At 64.0% G+C, this 16,454-nt stretch carries 11 protein-coding genes; 6 read left to right on the top strand and 5 right to left on the bottom strand.

Translation table 11 applies throughout. The features are described 5' to 3' along the window. Positions 1-130: 130 nt before the first annotated feature. Positions 131-1,384 (bottom strand): pyridoxal phosphate-dependent aminotransferase, encoded by a 1,254-nt coding sequence (locus tag ACRVY7_RS10000; RefSeq protein WP_431816935.1) that lies wholly within the window; start codon positions 1,382-1,384, stop codon positions 131-133. Positions 1,385-1,535: 151 nt separating this feature from the next. Beyond that, positions 1,536-5,114, bottom strand: coding sequence for a (Fe-S)-binding protein (locus ACRVY7_RS09995; RefSeq protein WP_431816934.1), 3,579 nt, complete (start codon positions 5,112-5,114; stop codon positions 1,536-1,538). A 758-nt stretch (positions 5,115-5,872) separates the two neighbouring features. On the opposite strand from ACRVY7_RS09995, the gene ACRVY7_RS09990 reads away from it, so the two are divergent. After that, on the top strand, positions 5,873-7,534 hold the full coding sequence (locus ACRVY7_RS09990) for a glycosyltransferase family 2 protein (RefSeq protein ID WP_049700423.1): 1,662 nt from the start codon (positions 5,873-5,875) through the stop codon (positions 7,532-7,534). 38 nt (positions 7,535-7,572) lie between these two features. Then, positions 7,573-8,511 (top strand): STAS domain-containing protein, encoded by a 939-nt coding sequence (locus ACRVY7_RS09985; protein WP_431816933.1) that lies wholly within the window; start codon positions 7,573-7,575, stop codon positions 8,509-8,511. Here the strand turns inward: ACRVY7_RS09985 and ACRVY7_RS09980 are convergent. Then, positions 8,447-9,436, bottom strand: a complete 990-nt coding sequence (locus ACRVY7_RS09980; RefSeq protein ID WP_431816932.1) for a glycoside hydrolase family 26 protein — start codon at positions 9,434-9,436, stop codon at positions 8,447-8,449. The genes ACRVY7_RS09985 and ACRVY7_RS09980 overlap by 65 nt on opposite strands. A 49-nt stretch (positions 9,437-9,485) precedes the next feature. On the opposite strand from ACRVY7_RS09980, the gene ACRVY7_RS09975 reads away from it, so the two are divergent. Then, positions 9,486-10,745 carry a glycoside hydrolase family 26 protein gene (locus ACRVY7_RS09975; protein WP_231894243.1) on the top strand — a complete coding sequence of 420 codons (1,260 nt, stop codon included), beginning with the start codon at positions 9,486-9,488 and terminating at the stop codon, positions 10,743-10,745. Between the two features lie 34 nt (positions 10,746-10,779). Here the strand turns inward: ACRVY7_RS09975 and ACRVY7_RS09970 are convergent, their stop codons facing one another. Continuing rightward, complete coding sequence (locus tag ACRVY7_RS09970; RefSeq protein ID WP_431816931.1) at positions 10,780-12,174, bottom strand: WS/DGAT/MGAT family O-acyltransferase; 1,395 nt, start codon at positions 12,172-12,174, stop codon at positions 10,780-10,782. Between the two features lie 152 nt (positions 12,175-12,326). Here ACRVY7_RS09970 and ACRVY7_RS09965 point away from each other — a divergent pair, with 152 nt between their 5' ends. From ACRVY7_RS09965 to ACRVY7_RS09955, 3 genes are all read left to right on the top strand, one after another. Continuing rightward, on the top strand, positions 12,327-12,914 hold the full coding sequence (locus ACRVY7_RS09965) for a SanA/YdcF family protein (protein ID WP_431817070.1): 588 nt from the start codon (positions 12,327-12,329) through the stop codon (positions 12,912-12,914). 203 nt (positions 12,915-13,117) lie between these two features. Then, complete coding sequence (locus tag ACRVY7_RS09960; RefSeq protein ID WP_431816930.1) at positions 13,118-14,065, top strand: alpha/beta hydrolase family protein; 948 nt, start codon at positions 13,118-13,120, stop codon at positions 14,063-14,065. A 70-nt stretch (positions 14,066-14,135) separates the two neighbouring features. Continuing rightward, the gene (locus tag ACRVY7_RS09955) at positions 14,136-15,038 is read left to right on the top strand and encodes a transporter substrate-binding domain-containing protein (protein WP_431816929.1); all 903 of its coding nucleotides are present in this window, start codon (positions 14,136-14,138) and stop codon (positions 15,036-15,038) included. Here ACRVY7_RS09955 and ACRVY7_RS09950 read toward each other — a convergent pair. Beyond that, on the bottom strand, positions 15,031-16,290 hold the full coding sequence (locus tag ACRVY7_RS09950) for an acyltransferase (RefSeq protein WP_064866078.1): 1,260 nt from the start codon (positions 16,288-16,290) through the stop codon (positions 15,031-15,033). The two genes, ACRVY7_RS09955 and ACRVY7_RS09950, sit on opposite strands and share 8 nt — an antisense overlap. Positions 16,291-16,454 lie beyond the last annotated feature (164 nt).

The raw sequence follows: 16,454 nt of genomic DNA, 5'->3' as shown, positions 1-16,454 counted from the left end.
TAACCGAGCGTCACAGCTATGTCCAGAGATGGTGACAACGAAGAGTGTCACATAACGCGCAGGCAGGGATCAGCGAATCGCGCAGAAGGTGCCGCCCCGCAGGTCATCGGGGGTATTTCCGGCCGGTGAACTACTGTCGATACGACGACAGGAAGTTGCCGATCCGTTCGACGGCGTCCTTGAGATCACGCGACCAGGGGAGCGTGACGATGCGGAAGTGGTTCTGATCGTCGAGGTTGAAACCGCTGCCCTGCACGACCAGGATCTTCTCCTGCAGCAGCAGGTCCTGGACGAAGAGCTCGTCGTTGTGGATCTCGTAGACCTCGGGATCGAGGCGCGGGAACGCGTAGAGCGCGCCCTTGGGCTTGACGCAACTGACGCCGGGGATCTCGTTGAGCTTCTCCCACGTCACGTTGCGCTGCTCGTAGAGGCGTCCTCCGGGCGCGACGAGCGCCTCGATGCTCTGGTACCCGCCGAGCGCCACCTGAATCGCGTGCTGGCCCGGAACGTTCGCGCACAGGCGCGTCGACGCCAGGATGCCAAGGCCCTCGATGAACCCCTTGGCGTGGTCCTTGGGGCCGGTGAGCACCACCCAGCCGGCCCGGTAGCCACAGACGCGGTACGCCTTCGAGAGCCCGTTGAACGTCAGGCAGAACAGGTCGGGGGCGAGCGACGCGATGTTGATGTGCTCAGCGTCGTCGTAGAGGATCTTGTCGTAGATCTCGTCGGCGAGGATGAGCAGCGAGTGGCGTCGGGCGACGTCGACAAGCTGCTCGAGCACCTCGCGCGAGTAGACGGCTCCCGTGGGGTTGTTGGGGTTGATGACGACGATCGCCTTGGTGCGGTCGGTGATCTTCGACTCGATGTCGGCGATGTCGGGGTTCCAGTCGTTGTCCTCGTCGCAGCGATAGTGCACGGCTGTGCCGCCGGAGAGGGCCGTCATGGCCGTCCAGAGGGGATAGTCGGGCGCGGGGATCAGCACCTCGTCGCCGTTGTTGAGCAGCGCCTGCATCGTCATCGTGATGAGCTCGGAGACACCGTTGCCGAGGATCACGTCGTCGACGTCGAAGTACGGGAAGTCGGGGAGGAGCTCGTAGCGCGTGACCACGGCGCGTCGTGCCGAGAGCACACCCGCCGACTCCGAGTACCCCTGCGAGTACGGCAGCGCGTGGATCATGTCGCGCATGATCACGTCTGGGGCCTCGAAGCCGAACAGCGCCGGGTTGCCGATGTTCAGCTTCATGATCCGATGGCCCTCGGCCTCGAGTCGCGCCGCATGCGCGTGCACCGGCCCACGGATCTCATAGCAGACGTTCTGCAGCTTCTCGGACTGCTCCAACGGCTTGAGGTTCTGGTTCAGGTGCGATACATACGGCCTACTCACGGGTTCAATTGTCTCAGCCGCAGGCAAATCGATTTTTTCGGGCCGTCGGAAATGCAGAAACACGCGCCTCTGACACCTGCGAGCGATACTTCACTCGCATGTGTCAGAAACGCGTGTTTCTGACGGGCGGCGGATTCTTACCGCCAGCCGATCAGCGCTGGCCGGGCCGCTTCTTGCCTGCGGCCATGCCGAAGCCCTTGGCCTTCGACGCTCCGGTCTCGGCGATCGTTCGGCCGTCATCAGCTGCGCCAGCGGGGGCACTGCCGTTCGACGACGCTGCCGCGCTCTCGGCCGCTGTGTCCGTAGACGCCTCTGCCGGGGTTTCTGCCGGTGCTGCTTGGGCTGACTCGGCTTCGGGCGCCTCGGCCTCTGGTGCAGCGGCCTCTGGTTCCGGAGTCGACGCTGCGGGAGCCGTCGACGCTGCCGGAGCTGCAGCCTTGGGAGCCGACGCCCCGCCCGGGCGCTTCTTGCCCGCGGCCATGCCGAAGCCCTTGGCCTTGGCAGGCTTCTCCTCGGTCACCGCAGCGGCCGACGCCGTTGCAGTCGACGCCGTTGCAGCGGGCGTCTCCTCCGTCGAACTGGCCTCGCCACCGGTCTCGGGCTGTGCAGGAGCTGCCTCTGCCGGAGCGGACTCGGCCGCCGACGTTTCAGCAGTTGCCGAAGCCTCTGCAGCCGGGGCGGCAGGCTTGGCAGCCCCCGACCCGGTGCCTCCCGGGCGCTTCTTGCCCGCGGCCATGCCGAAGCCCTTGGCCTTGGCGGGCTTCTCCTCGGTCACCGCGGCAGCGGAAGTGCTTGCGGCCGTTGCCGATTCGGTGTCGGCGGTCGGGGCGGCGTCGGGTGCGGACTCGGTCTCTGCAACCTTGTTCTCCGCGGCGGCGGTCACTCCGGCGTCCGACGCGGCCGCATTTGCGGTACTCGCTGCGCCCGGCTTCTTGGCGCCGGGCCGCTTGCCGGCAGCCATGCCGAAGCCCTTGGCCTTGGCCGGCTTCGGCGCATCGGCTGTGGTACTTGCTGCCGTGTCACTCGCCGCGTTCTCGACTGCCGCCGACGACTCGGCCTGAGCAGGTGCGGGCTGCGCGGACGCCGACGCAGGCTTCGCCGCCCCGCCTGGCTTCTTCATGCCGCCCTTCATGCCGAAGCCCTTTGCGGCGGGCTTCTTCTCGGCTGTGTCGGTCGACGCTGTGTCCGTCGGTGCCGACGCTGCCGGTGCCGACGCTGCCGCCGCCTTGGTCGCTGCGCTTCCGGCGCCGGGCTTCTTGCCGCCCTTCATCCCCAACCCGACCTTGGGCTTGGGCTTGGCGTCGGTTGTAGCACCCGCTGCGGCCGCGGCAGGCGCTGCGGCTGCCACCTTCTCGGGCTCGGGTTCCGGCTCGGGTGCGGGCTTGGCGACCGGTCCGAGGAAACGACCGCCCCGCTTGACCTCCGGCAGACCACGCTTGACCGAATCGAGCAGCATCTGCGAGACGTCGACCACCTCGATCTTGCCCTCGTTCTCGGTGCCGGACGTCCGTGCGGTCACACCGTCGGTCAGCATGACGCGGCAGAACGGGCAGCCCGTCGCAATCTTCTGCGGTGCCTCGCCGTCGCTACCTCCGGCTCCGTTCGCCGAAGCCAGGGTGTCGAGAGCCTCGTCGACGCGGTCGATGTTGATGCGCTTGCCGATCTGCTCTTCCATCCACATACGCGCGCCGCCGGCGCCACAGCACATGGACCGCTCGCCGTGGCGAGGCATCTCGCGCAGCGTCGAACCCGATGCTTCCATCAGCTCACGCGGGGCGTCGTAGACCTTGTTGTGTCGTCCCAGGTAGCAGGGGTCGTGGTAGGTGACGCCCTCGCCCATCGGTGCCACCGGTACGAGCCGCTTCTCCCGCACGAGGCGGTTGAGGAGCTGCGTGTGGTGGACCACCTCGTACTTCGCGCCGAGCTGCGGGTACTCGTTGGACAGCGTGTTGAAGCAGTGCGCGCAGGTCACGACGACCTTCTTGCGCTGCGTCGGCGCCGTCTCGAAGACCCCGTTGATGGTCTCGATGTTCTGCTGCGCCAGCATCTGGAACAGGAATTCGTTGCCGGCACGTCGTGCCGAATCGCCGGTACAGGTCTCACCCTCGCCGAGGACCATGAAGTTCACCGCGGCGATGTCGAGGAGTTCTGCGACAGCCTTGGTGGTCTTCTTCGCGCGATCCTCGTACGCGCCTGCGCAACCGACCCAGAAGAGGTACTCAAAGCCTTCGAACGATTCGACGTCGGCACCGAAGACCGGGATCTCGATGTCCATCTCGTCGATCCAGTTGGTGCGCGCCGACGCGTTCTGACCCCAGGGGTTGCCCTTGTTCTCGAGGTTCTTGAACATGCCCGCGAGCTCGGTCGGGAAGTCGGACTCGATGAGCACCTGGTAGCGCCGCATGTCGATGATGTGGTCGACGTGCTCGATGTCGACGGGGCACTGCTCGACGCACGCACCGCAGGTGGTGCAGCTCCACAGGGTCTCGGTGTCGATGACTGCACCGAGCTGCTCGGGGTCGAATGCGCCGTCTTCGTCGACGATGCCCTCGCCGCCGCCCATCGCGCCCTTCGACTCACCGACCAACTTGCGCGACGCCTCGGCCCGCGCGGCCTCGGGGATCTTGGCGAGCTTCGCCTCGTCGACGTTGCCCTCTGCGTCGACGAGACCGACCTCGTCGCCGCCCATGTCTTTGCGACCGCCGGCGATCAGATACGGCGCCTTGGCCTGTGCGTGGTCGCGCAGCGACATGATGAGCAGCTTCGGGCTCAACGGCTTTCCGGTGTTCCAGGCAGGGCACTGACTCTGGCAGCGACCACACTCGGTACATGTCGTGAAGTCGAGCCAGCCCTTCCACGAGAAGTCCTCGACCTTGCCTGCGCCGAACGCGTCGACGTCGGGGTCGGCGGTCTCCATGTCGAGGACCTTGCCCTGGCTCATCATCGGCTTGGCGGCACCGAGCGCGACGCCGCCGTCCTGCTCACGCTTGAGATAGATGTTGAAGAACGCGGCGAAGCGGTGCCACGCGACACCCCAATCGATATTCGCGCCGACGACTGCCAGCCAGATCATGCCGCTCATCAGCTTGACGACAGCGGCGGCGGTGACCCAGTAGACCGACGAGCCCTCGAAGAGCTGCGCGAAGTAGTGGGTGAAGAACGACGTCCAGATCGGCGGGTCCTCGATGCCAGACGAGATCTTGAACGTCTTCACGAAGATCATGCCGAGGCCCTCGATCAGGACCACGAGTTCGACGAAGTACGCGGCACCGAAGCGTGAACCCGAGAAGCGGGACAGGCGCTTGGGCATCCGCGGGTGGTTGAGCTGGCGGATGATGATCAGCGCCATGATGCCGATGACGGTGCCGAGGCCCAGCACCTCGTCGGCGAAGATGTAGATGTTCCACGAGCCGATCACGGGCCAATGGAACTCGGGGTCGAAGATCTGGCCGTATGCCTCGAACCAGAAGATCGCACCGATCATGAAGCCGAACATCACCAGCCAGTGCGCCCAGCCGACGGTCCGGAACTTCACCATTCGCGTGTGGCCGACGAACTCCTTGAGCATCGTCCACAGTCGCGGGCCGACGGGCCAGTAACGGGTGCTGTCGACCTTCTGGCCCTGGGCGATCGCGCGCACCATGGTCCACACGCCGCGCAGGAAACTGGCCCAACAGAACAAGCTGATGACCGCGGCAATAGTGCCGATGGTGATCGTCGTGGCATTCACGGCGTCCCGGCCCCTCTCATATTGATCATCGACCTAGTCGCGCAGGGCTGACGTGCGCGGGGTCGGACGTCTACTACAGGTAACCGTAATTCTTCCTCGGTACCTCGCGCTGCCAAGGCTGCCCTTACCTGGAGCTGGTACTAGGCGTTGCGATATAGGAATAATACTCACGAGTAACTGACTATCCAGTCAGTTCCGAGTGACGTAAACCTCTCTCGCTGCCCCGCCGGTGCCATTTTGCTTGATGAAGGGGCTCGCTGTGTGCTGCGGTCGCGCTCGCCGAAGGGAATAGCGTGATCCACGCCACATATGTTGGATAAAGCGTCGCACGTCTCAGCAGAAAGGAGTTTATTCGTCCACGGAATTGGGGACAAAAACCGTTTCGTGTGGCGCACAAATTTTGTATTTGGGTAAACAATTCAAATATGTACACCAGACGGAGTACGGCGGGTTGCGGGTGCCCCTGAACTGGGCAAGAATCGTGGATGAGCTGCGACGGGGCGGGTCGATGTTGTGGGATCGATGTCAACTCGGAGGTGGGGATCGTGGGGCCAGCGCGGCTGTTTGCCGTCAGAATCATTTCCATTCTTGTGGTTTCTTTCGGCTGTGCCTATATCTTTTGGCGATGGAGTGACACTATCGCCTGGTCCGCTTGGTGGATTGCTATTCCATTAGTTATTGCGGAAACATATTCGCTTTCTGAGTCCATTCTTTTCGCATTTATGATGTGGAATGCGCGCGAGCGGCCGGCTCCACCCATGGCGCGACCCGGCCTGACCGTGGATGTATTCATCACCACATACAACGAGCCCCTCGAGCTCGTGGTCCGCACCGCGATCGGCGCGCGCGATGTGAGATACCCCCACAACACCTGGATCCTCGACGACGGTGATCGCGAGGAGTTCCGGATCGCGGCGGCCGCGCTGGGCGTCGGGTACCTCACGCGAGGCGAGGAGTGGAACGGGCGCCAGCGGCATGCCAAGGCCGGCAACATCAACAACGCGCTGTTCCTCACCGACGCGGAGTTCGTGGCGATCCTCGACGCCGACCAGGTCCCCAAGCCGGAGTTCCTCGACGCCGTCCTCGGCTACTTCGACGACGACGCCGTGGCCTTCGTGCAGACGCCGCAGTACTTCTGGAATGTGCCTGACTCCGATCCGCTGGGCAGTCAGGCCGAACTGTTCTATGGCCCCATCCAGCAGGGTAAGGACGGCTGGGGTGCTGCATTCTTTTGCGGCTCGAACGCTGTCCTGCGGCGCGAGGCTCTGATGGCGCTGGGCCTACGGACGTACTCGCGCGGCGCTGACCCGCAGGTCAGAAGGGCTATTCGCGACGAATGGGCGCGCCTCGAGGGTCTCATCAACGAAGCGGGGCATGGATCGGGACTGCGCATCCCACTCGAGGATGCGCTCGACGTGGTGCGTGGCGCGCGACGCAGGTTGCGGCGTGGCGCGCCGGTCGGCGAGGTCGCCTTCGAACTGCGTGCCGGTATTCACGACGTCCTCGACTCGCACCCGTGGCTACCGGAAGAGGTCGTCGACGAGCTGCACAAGACAATGGACTCGGTTGAAGTGTCTCGGATCGACCAGGCATTGGCGATCCAGCCGATCAACACCGCCACGGTGACTGAGGACATGGCGACCGCCATGCATCTGCACGCCATGGGTTGGGAGAGCGTCTACCACCACGAGGTGTTGGTGGAAGGCCTCGCACCCGACGATCTCGCGACAATGCTCGGCCAACGCCAGCGATGGGCCACGGGGTCGATGCAGGTCTTCTTCGCCGACAACCCGCTCTTCCAATCCGGGCTGACGTTTGCGCAGCGGTTGATGTACCTGGCCACCATGACCTCGTACCTCAACGGTTTTGCAGCGGTGGTCTACATCGCCGCGCCGATCATCTACTTCACGCTCGGTGTGTTCCCCATGAACGCCTACCCCCTGGACTTCTTCGCCAGGTTCATCCCCTTCTTCGTTTGCTGTCAGTTGCTGTTCCAGGTGGCCGGGTACCGGTCCGGCGGTCTGTGGCGTGGGCAGCAGATGTCGTTCGCACTGTTCCCGATCTGGATATCGGCCACCCTCTCGGCTGCCGCGGCGGTCTTCTTCCGACGCCACATCTCCTTCTCGGTGACCTCCAAGGAGCAGGTCGACGCGCGCGTCGACTACCGGCCGATCATCCCGCAGATAGTCGCCATGGTGGCACTTGTCGCATCGTCTGTTGTCGGCATCCTGCGCTGGAGTCACGGCGATGCCGAGACTTTCCCGACCTTCCTGTCACTCGGGTGGGTCGGACTCGATCTCCTCCTGCTTTCGTCCGTCGTCCGCGCCGCCCACTACCGCCCGACACCCACCGACCCGGTCGACCAGTACATCAATGGTTCTGTGTTGACCAATAGCCCTGCGCCACAACGTTCTACCTGATTGACGACCTCCCAGCCCCCTGAATCCTGGAGAAGAACATGTCACTGGCCCACGAAGCATTCGCAGAGTTCGACGATGAGACCGCCGACGTCCGGGTATCCGGCCGGCTAGAAGTTAAGTCGCGTCTGTGCGACGACGTTGCCCGCGCATGTTCGGGCGGCGCGCGTCTCGTGCTGGTCGACGTCGGCGAGGTCACCACGGTGACACCATCCGGTATGGCCGAACTCATGCACGCTGTGCGCTGGGCAAGGTCGCGCCGCGCCGATCTGCGTATCTATGGAACATCGATGGCAATGCTCGACGCGCTTGACGCCCTCGATCTCGGTAGGGTCATGGTTCTCTACACCGACCGCGCCGCAGCTGCTGACCGCGATCAGACAAGGATCGAACAAGTCGCGCGCACAGCACGATTCGCACGACGCAGGCGTCTCTTCTCGGTCACCCGCGGGGCCACGGATGCGTCGGGTCCTGCTAGTAATGCTCTGGACGCAACGCTCCCCGAGGAGCTAGAGGTGGTCACAAAGCTTGGCGCCAATGACGCGATTCACGTCGATAAGCCGGCCGAGGTTGATGGTGGCAAGGCCATGGAGGGTTCATCGGGCATCGCCGATGTCGCCGTGAGTGGCCTGTGGGACGTGTCCTCGACTGTCCACATCGATGTGCACCAGCTGTGCACCGCCGGTGCGAGGCTGGTGCTCGTAGACGTTGGCGGTGTCTCCCGTGTGACGCCTTCGGGCATGGCCGATCTCATGCATGCGGTTCGGTCGGCGCGGAAGCTCCGTGCAGAACTGCGGATCTTCGGGCACTCGCCCGCTGTTGCCGACGCCCTCGACGCCCTCGGGTCGGGCAAAATTCTTGTGCTCTATCCGGATAGAAGTGCGGCGTTGATCTGTGATCGACGCGTACCCGACGCTAGGTCGCGGGGACGGCGTCCAATGCGGACCGGAATGCCTTCTCACTCTGTGGGTTCGAATTGAAACGCCAGTCTCGCTCCTTGTTCGCCTGGAACCACACGAACCCGTCGACGTCCGGCTCGCGACTGACGAGCGAGACAAAGTCATGGATCCACGTAGCTTTTCGTGTCGGATCCGGGTCGTCGGCGGATGCCACTTCGGTGACCAGGATGGGTTTGTCGCCGAGTCGGCGGAGGCTGACGAACGCGTCCGAGAAGATGAATTCCGGTGAGGCCCAACCGTGTTTGCCATCGTTGCCCCAGTTGTAGCCATCGATCCCCAGGTAGTCGACCTCGTCGTCGCCGGGGTAGGCGGCGTCGAATCCAGGGATGCCCGAAATCGCCGCCATCGGCGCCCAAACCATCGAGATGTTGTGCGGGTCAATCGAAGTCAAGATCGATCGGACGTGGCGCCAGGCGTCAATGTAGGACTGCGGCGTGTTGCCGTTCACGTGCATTCCCCACGGGTACCAGTCGCCGTTCATTTCGTGGGCGAACCGGACGATCACCGGCTTGCCGAACTCCTTCAGTCCGGTCGCCCATCGTCGGAGATCGGTATCGAACGCGCCGTCGGCAATTCGCGACAGTCGGTAGTCCGGTTGGTTGACACCGCCCGACGGGTTCCACGGTTCGATGCTCACGATCGGAACAGCACCCGTCTCGGCGATTCTGGCGAGATCCGCGTTCGGTACCGGCTCGCGGAGTCCGCTGAAGGTGAGGATCAGATCCAACGGGCGATCGGCAAGGGTGGTGACCCCGACCACCCCGGCGTCGGAGTCGACGTCGCTCCCCTTCAGGTCGGGAAGATAAGCGCCCCAACGAATGTGGTGCGGAGCGTCGGAGTCGCCGCCGTTGCTGCACGCGCCGAGCGTGAGCACCAGGATCAGTGCGACGAGCGGCAAGGCGATACGCGCGACGTCGACATTCTCTGTCTGTGTACGTGGTCTCACAACAGTTCCGTTCCGTTCGGTAGCACTGGTGAGGAAAGTGTGGCATGACATGACCAGCCCGCCAATCGATAGCGAGACGACGCGTCCAGATGACCTGGCGGAGCAGGGCTTCGCGGAGCGGTGGTCGCGGCGTCGTCGGCGTCGCCCCTCCGCACTGATCCCGATCATCGCCATGGTGGTCGGAATCGGCGCCGCGGCCACCCTGTTTCAGCACTACCTGCCCGAGCCGACACCGCCCTGCGCGGTCACCGACTACCATCGGGCAGTCCCGGCGTCGGGAGTTCTGTTCGGCGTCAATCTCGACTGGCAGTCCGAGAGCCTGCGAGAACATCACGACAACCTCGGGCACGCTCCCGCGGTTGCTGTGCAGTTCTCCGACATCCCGTACAACAACGAGACCTGGGCACATACTGTCGCCGCCGCCGATCAGGTGCGTAACGAACGCGGCATCATGGTGCTGACCCTGGAGCCTCACGCTGGATTGGCGGCGATCACCGAGGGCGTCGTCGGTCGTCTGGGTGACGACCTGCGCAAACTGAACGATTCGGGTGTGCCCGTTATCCTTCGATTCGCGCACGAGATGAACGGTTCCTGGTACGCGTGGGGTCAGCAACCCAGGGCCTACGTCGAGACATTCCGTCGGGTGGCCGCGATGGTCCATCGCAAAGCGCCTGGGACGGCGATGATGTGGGCGCCGAATTACGGCGGCGGGTATCCGTTTGAAGGCGGAAAGTACATGGCGCGTAGCGGAACAGAGGACTACCAGTTGACCGACACCAATGGTGACGGGAAACTCACCGCAGACGACGATGCGTATGCGCCGTACTATCCGGGCGACGACGCGGTCGACTGGGTGGGGATTTCGTTGTATCACTGGGGAAATCGCCGTCCGTGGGGCAACAACGACGTAAGCGAACCCGGAAAGTTCACCGCGATGCTGGAGGGTCGCTACAACGGAAGCGCGGGTCACGATCTCACCGTGCCGAACTTCTATCAGATCTACGGCGCGGAGCACAACAAGCCGGTGGCGATTGTCGAGACCGCCGCGATCTATACCCCGGCGCGTGCGGCTCAGGGTGCCTCGGAGCTTGCGGTGAAGTCGACGTGGTGGCGGCAGGTCTTCGCCGCCGACATACCGTCGCGTTACCCGATGCTCAAGATGATCAACTGGTTCGAATGGCGCAAGTACGAGATCGAGATCAAAGATGTCGTCGACTGGCGTGCTGCCGGTTCACCGGAAACCAGGGATGCATTCGTCAGCAGCCTGCCGAAGTGGCTCGACTACGCCGACGCGGTACACCCGTGCTGAAACACCTTGCTCTGCAATCTGTTTCAAGTTCAGATCATGCACCTACGTCCGCGACCTTCTCCAACTCCTCCAGCGAGGTGTCGAGGTGGGTGAGCAGCCGCTGCAGGCTCGGCACTTCCTTGCGGGCGCCGGTCAGACCGAAGTTGATGTGGTCGGCAGTGGTGGCGACGGTGATGTTGATCGCCTGCCCGCCGAGCGGGATCGACGCCGGATAGACACCGTCGAGTTTGGCTCCGTTCCAATACAAGTCGGTTCTCGGGCCGGGAACATTGCTGATGATCAGATTGAACTGCGGAGGCGTGTATCGCACGAATCCCGGGACCGTCGCGAGGGCGAGCGGTGCAAAATTGGCGGCGCCCAACGCCATCGACTGCACCGGAGACAGGCTCCGCACCAGTTCTTTGCTCCTGCGGGTCGACGCAATGATCGTGGCCAGCCGTCGTTCCGGATCCGGCTGGTCCGTGGCCAGATTCACCATGATCGCGGTGATGTTGTTGCCATCGGCATCGTTGTCGGTGTGTAGCGAGACCGGCATCGCCGCGATGAGCGGTGCGTCGGGAAGAGCGTCCTGGTCGATCAGGTAGGCACGCATCGCGCCCGAGCACATCGCGACCATGACGTCATTGATGGTGATCTGCATTTCGTCTGCGATCGCACGTAGGCGTGTGAGCTCCCACCGTTGCGCGGCGAACCGTCGGGCACTGCCGATGGGGACGTCGAGGATCGTCTTCGGTGCGGCATGTAGCGGCGGGACGAAGGCGTCGTCGGTGAGTCCGGTGTAGGCGACCTTCGCTGCGGCCATGCCCAGTCCGGCGACCTCACCCGCGAGTCCCGTTGCCGTTCCCGCGATGTCGCCGATGCGCGACAGCAGCCCCTTCGCGGGTGCCGTCGGCTTGGGGTGCCGTCGCTTCAATGACGGATCCCACGGCGCGGTACCCGACCGGTCGTCGGGGTCCTCGCTCAATGTGCGTTCCAGTAGCCGCAGCGCCGATACGCCGTCGACGATCGAGTGATGAATCCTCGTGTACAGCGCTACACGACCGTCGTCGAGACCGTCAATGATGTGGACCTCCCACATCGGACGGTTCCGGTCGAGGAGTGTGCCGTGATGGAGTGAGACGTAGCGGAACAGTTCGCGGATGCGCCCGGGACGGGGCAAGACGGCACGACGGACGTGATAGTCGAAGTCGATCTCGTCGTCGAACGACCACATCAACGAACCGATGAGGCTGACCGGCTGGGCAGGCCTCTTGCGGAACAGGGGATGCACGTCGGTGCAGGAGTAGAAGGTATCGAAGATCTCCTCGGCAAGTTCGGTCGACGACTGGCCCTCACGAGGAATGAAGAGTTGTAACCCGCCGACGTGGATCGGTTGATCGCGGGTCTCGGCGAGCAGGAACATCGACGCGGTAACCGGCATGTACGGCATGCTGTCCCCCTCACGGTTCGGAATAACCTCAGTATCGTCGTGACCGCGCGTCAGATACGTCGAACGGCGATATCGGGACTGTGTCCCGGCACACGTCGAGAGTGCGGTTACCGTGAGACGTGCTCAACCGTCGTCGTATCGGCTTGTCGCTGATGTGGGTGGCGGTACTTGTGGAACTGATTGTCACCGTCGCGGCCACCGTGGTCTTCGTCGGCGCGCACGGTCGGGTCTACGCCATCGACGATGCCGCGCTGCGGCCCGGCTCGGTCCCCGCGACGGCCATCGTCTTGGGTTCGCTGGTCTCTGACGGCGAACCCGGCACCTATGTTCGGGGTCGGCTCGACACGGTACTCGACCTCTATCACCGCCGAATCGTCACGCGAATCATCAATTCCGGCAACGGTTCTGCCGACGCGGGTGATGAACCGGCGGTGATGCGCGCGTATCTCGAAGAGCGCGGGGTTCCGCCACACGCCATCGTCGACGACGCTGCGGGCATGAGCACCGAACAGAGTTGCGTTCGCGCCCGCGATGCTTTCGGCCTGCGGGCGGCACTTCTGATCACCCAGGACTTCCACGCCGACCGTGCCGTCACCCTGTGCCGGGTGGCTGGAGTTGATGCGAGCGCGGTCATTGCCTCGTGTGAGTGCCCATGGCCGACAGTCGTACGAAACCACGTGCGCGAGAGCCTGTTCGCCAATCCACGGGCGCTGCTGTCCATGCTGTCCCCATCGAGATAGCGACCTTTTCGATCACGTGCGAGCGCTGTGGAACCGTGAGTAAAGTACCCGAACATCGCATTCGTGTTGTTAAACTTCGCGCGGTAAGGCGCTGGTAAAGGATCGTCGATAGGAAGATCGGTGGACGCAGTCGTGCGGGAAGTGGGCGTGCTCTCGTGACTCGACGGCGGTTATCAATCGGACCGTCGGGCATGCTGGCCGTCGTGTGTTCTGCCGTCATGCTCGCTGCGGGCTGCTCGGCGACCGACACGTCGGTGGGCGGGGGATCGTCTGCTCCTGCCGCGACCCCGGTCAACGCGGGCGCGGTCGACGGTCAACTCGCCAAGGTCAACTCGTCGTCGGATGTCGAAGCCAGTCGGTATCTGTATCCGACCACGACGGGCACCCGCGACGATCGGCAGAACTGGGCTGACCTCTACCTCCCTCCCGGCGATCACAAAGACGGATCAGTGCCGCTGGTGATTCTGATTCACGGAGGGTCGTGGCAGGCGCAGGTCGGCGCCGACAGTTTCGTCACCTTCTCGAGGCGTCTCGCGGAGCGGGGCCTGGCCGTCTACAACGTCGAGTATCGGCGAGTCGGGTCGGGCGGTGGCTGGCCGACGACCTTCAAAGACGTTGCCGCCGCGCTCGATTTCGTGCCGCAGGTCCGTAGCAGCAACCCGGAGATCAACACGACGAATGCCGTCGTCGTCGGACATTCTGCTGGAGGACAGTTGGCGATGTGGGCCGGAACCCGACACAACCTCGAGCCGCGCGAAGTCGGTGCATCGCCCGCCTTTTGGCCGACGAGCGTGGTCTCGCTGGCAGGGCCGCTCGACATGCGAACAGCCGTGAAACTCGGTGACGATCGGATCGTCACAGCGCTCGGCGGTCGGCCAGAGCAGGTTCCCGACCGTTACACGTCGGTCGATCCGATACAGAACATCGACCCGAAAGCGCCCATCATCGCGATGGTCGGGACCAACGATCACGTTGTCCCGCCGATCCTTTCGCAGAACTACGTCAAGGCAGTCAAACGTGAGGGCGGAACGGGCACGGTGGTTCTGCTCGACGGCGCCGACCACGTGTCGATCGTGACTCCCTCCGCCCCGACCTTCCCGCTCGTCGTCGAAACGATCAGCAGGGCCGCGCACAATGCTTCCCGGTCATGACGGGCTTGCAGGTCATGAGGAGCTTCCAGATCATGTCGAGACCACCGGTCGTGAGAGGAGGCCAGAACCCATGTGGCGCTTGAGAAGATGTCTGCGCTCGGCGAGTATCGCCGTGATCGTCGCGGTGAGTGCGGTCGCCCTCGGGGCATGCGAATCCGACTCGGCGAACAGCGGTTCGACGTCGACAGCGCCTGCGTCGCTGAGCGTCGACTCCGCACTCGCGGCTCAACTGCCCGCGCGCATCCGCGAGAGTGGGCAACTCCTCATCGCGACCGACGTACCCTACGAGCCGATCATCGCGTCGCAAGGCGGGAAGTACGTGGGATTCGACGCGGACGTCGCGACCGCGCTGGGCCAATTGCTCGGCGTCACACCGGTTTTCCGCACCACAGCGTTCTCGACGATCATTGCGGGGGTGCAGGACGGTACCTACGACACAGGGCTTCGCGGCATCTTTGACACCCTTGCCCGCGAGCGTCGGGTCGACCTGGTGAGCTACTTCTCGGCGGGTACTCAATGGGCCCAACCGACAGGAAAGCACGTCGACCCCAATAATGCGTGCGGACTGCGGGTGGCGGTGTCGGCAGGCACCGTGCAGGCAACCGTCGAGATTCCGGCGAAGAGTCAGGCGTGTACAACAGTCGGCGAAAAGGCAATCACTGCAGTGCCTTTCGATAGTATCGATGCCGCCGTCGCTGGGCTCGAGGCGGGCAAGGCCGATGCGATCTCGGCCGATTCGCCTGCTATCGCGTTCGCGGTGCACAAGTCTCACGACGCCCTGGCGCTGGCAGGAGACATCTTCGACACCGAGCCCTATGCGCTTCCGGTCGCCAAGAACTCGCCGCTCGGACCCACGTTGCGCGACGCGGTTCAGCGGCTCATCGACAGCGGCGAGATGCGTCGTATCGCACGCAAGTGGGGTCTCGAAGACGGCTTGATCAAGCAGTCGACGATCAACACCGCGATCAGCTGACGGCAGCGCCTTCGCGACGGCTCGGCGCATCGTCGGCGAGGGTCGGCGCGGAGTCCGCGCGCGGCGAACGGAACGGAACTCGCGGACGCCCCGTCAGGTACAGCGCGCCGGGGAGTCGCCGCAGAATCTCGACGAGGAGCAGCGACCCGGCCAGCGTGCCCACGTAGACGACGATGGTCGCCCACGGCTGTCCGATGGCGTCGAGCACCCACGACGTGCCGTTGCGCTGCGGGTACATGATCATCGTCAGCACCAGTACGTGGACAAGGAACACCGGGAACGAGCGATTGGACGCGTACTTCACGGCCCGGGCGAATCGCGGGGTGAACTCGCGTCGGTTCTCGGCCCAGTGCAGGGCAACCGCGTACAGGCAGGTCATCGCGACGACCAGGAACGGGAGCAACGTGGGGTAGAACGCCGAGTTGTTGTCGTGCACCGGTTTGCCCGCGAACCAGACGCCCCCGACGTACGAGCCGACGGCGATCGCTGCGGTCACCAGCAGTGCGCCGAACAACCACCAGCCCTTGCCCTGCAGCCATGCGCCGATCTGCTTGCGGTGTACCGCGGCGACAGCGCCGTACAGGATGAAGAACTGATACGGGATGAACGTCGCGTAGTTGTGCCACCAGTGGGCCGCGACGGCTGCGGGCGGATTCCAATGCGTGATGGTCGCGGCCACGGCGAACTGCAGCACCAGGCTGACACCGAGGAGTGCGACGTGGTGCCCGGCGGTTGCGCGCAGCAGCCAGACCACCAGCGGGAAGATCAGGTAGACCTGCAGCATCACGAACAGGAAGTACATCTGGAACCCGGAGAGACCCCAGCTGAGCTGGTAGAAGAAGTTGGTCAGGCTCGTCGGGACCTCGGTGAGCCTGCCCGCCAGCCACATGTTGACCACCCAATAGATGGCCGACCAGATCACGTACGGATAGATCACCAGCTTGATTCGACGCTTCCAGAACGTCGGCGCACTGAAATCCTGCTTGTCGAAGTTCTGGTACATCAGCACGAAGCCGGTGAGGGCGAAGAACGTGTTGCGCGTGAAATGCAGCAGCAGCGACGTGGTGTTCACCGGCATGCTGGTGAACTCGTTGGTGGTCTGCGTGAGGCAGTGCACGAAGATGACCAGCGAGAACGTCACACTGCGGATCAGGTCGACCTGGTGCAGATAGGGGCGGCGCGTCGGTCGCGTGGTCGAGGCGTCGGCACCTGCCGTCGACTCGTTTGCACGCGAAACCAACGTCGTCGACATACTCAGACTCGGCCCCTGACAGTTCTCGTGGACGGTGTGCGGGGCCGGATCTCTTCACGTTGACGGGGTGCTCGAGCCTCGACGCTCGCCCCGTGCGTCAACGTTGCGGCCGCATCGCGTTGATAGGCCGTGATCCTCCCGTTATCGCGTCTGAGCTTATCAGT

Origin of the sequence: Gordonia jacobaea, assembly GCF_965344965.1 — a bacterium.
GTDB lineage: Bacteria > Actinomycetota > Actinomycetes > Mycobacteriales > Mycobacteriaceae > Gordonia > Gordonia jacobaea.
The sequence above is the reverse complement of the archived record's forward strand: the minus strand, read 5'-3'. Positions and strand labels throughout refer to the sequence as shown.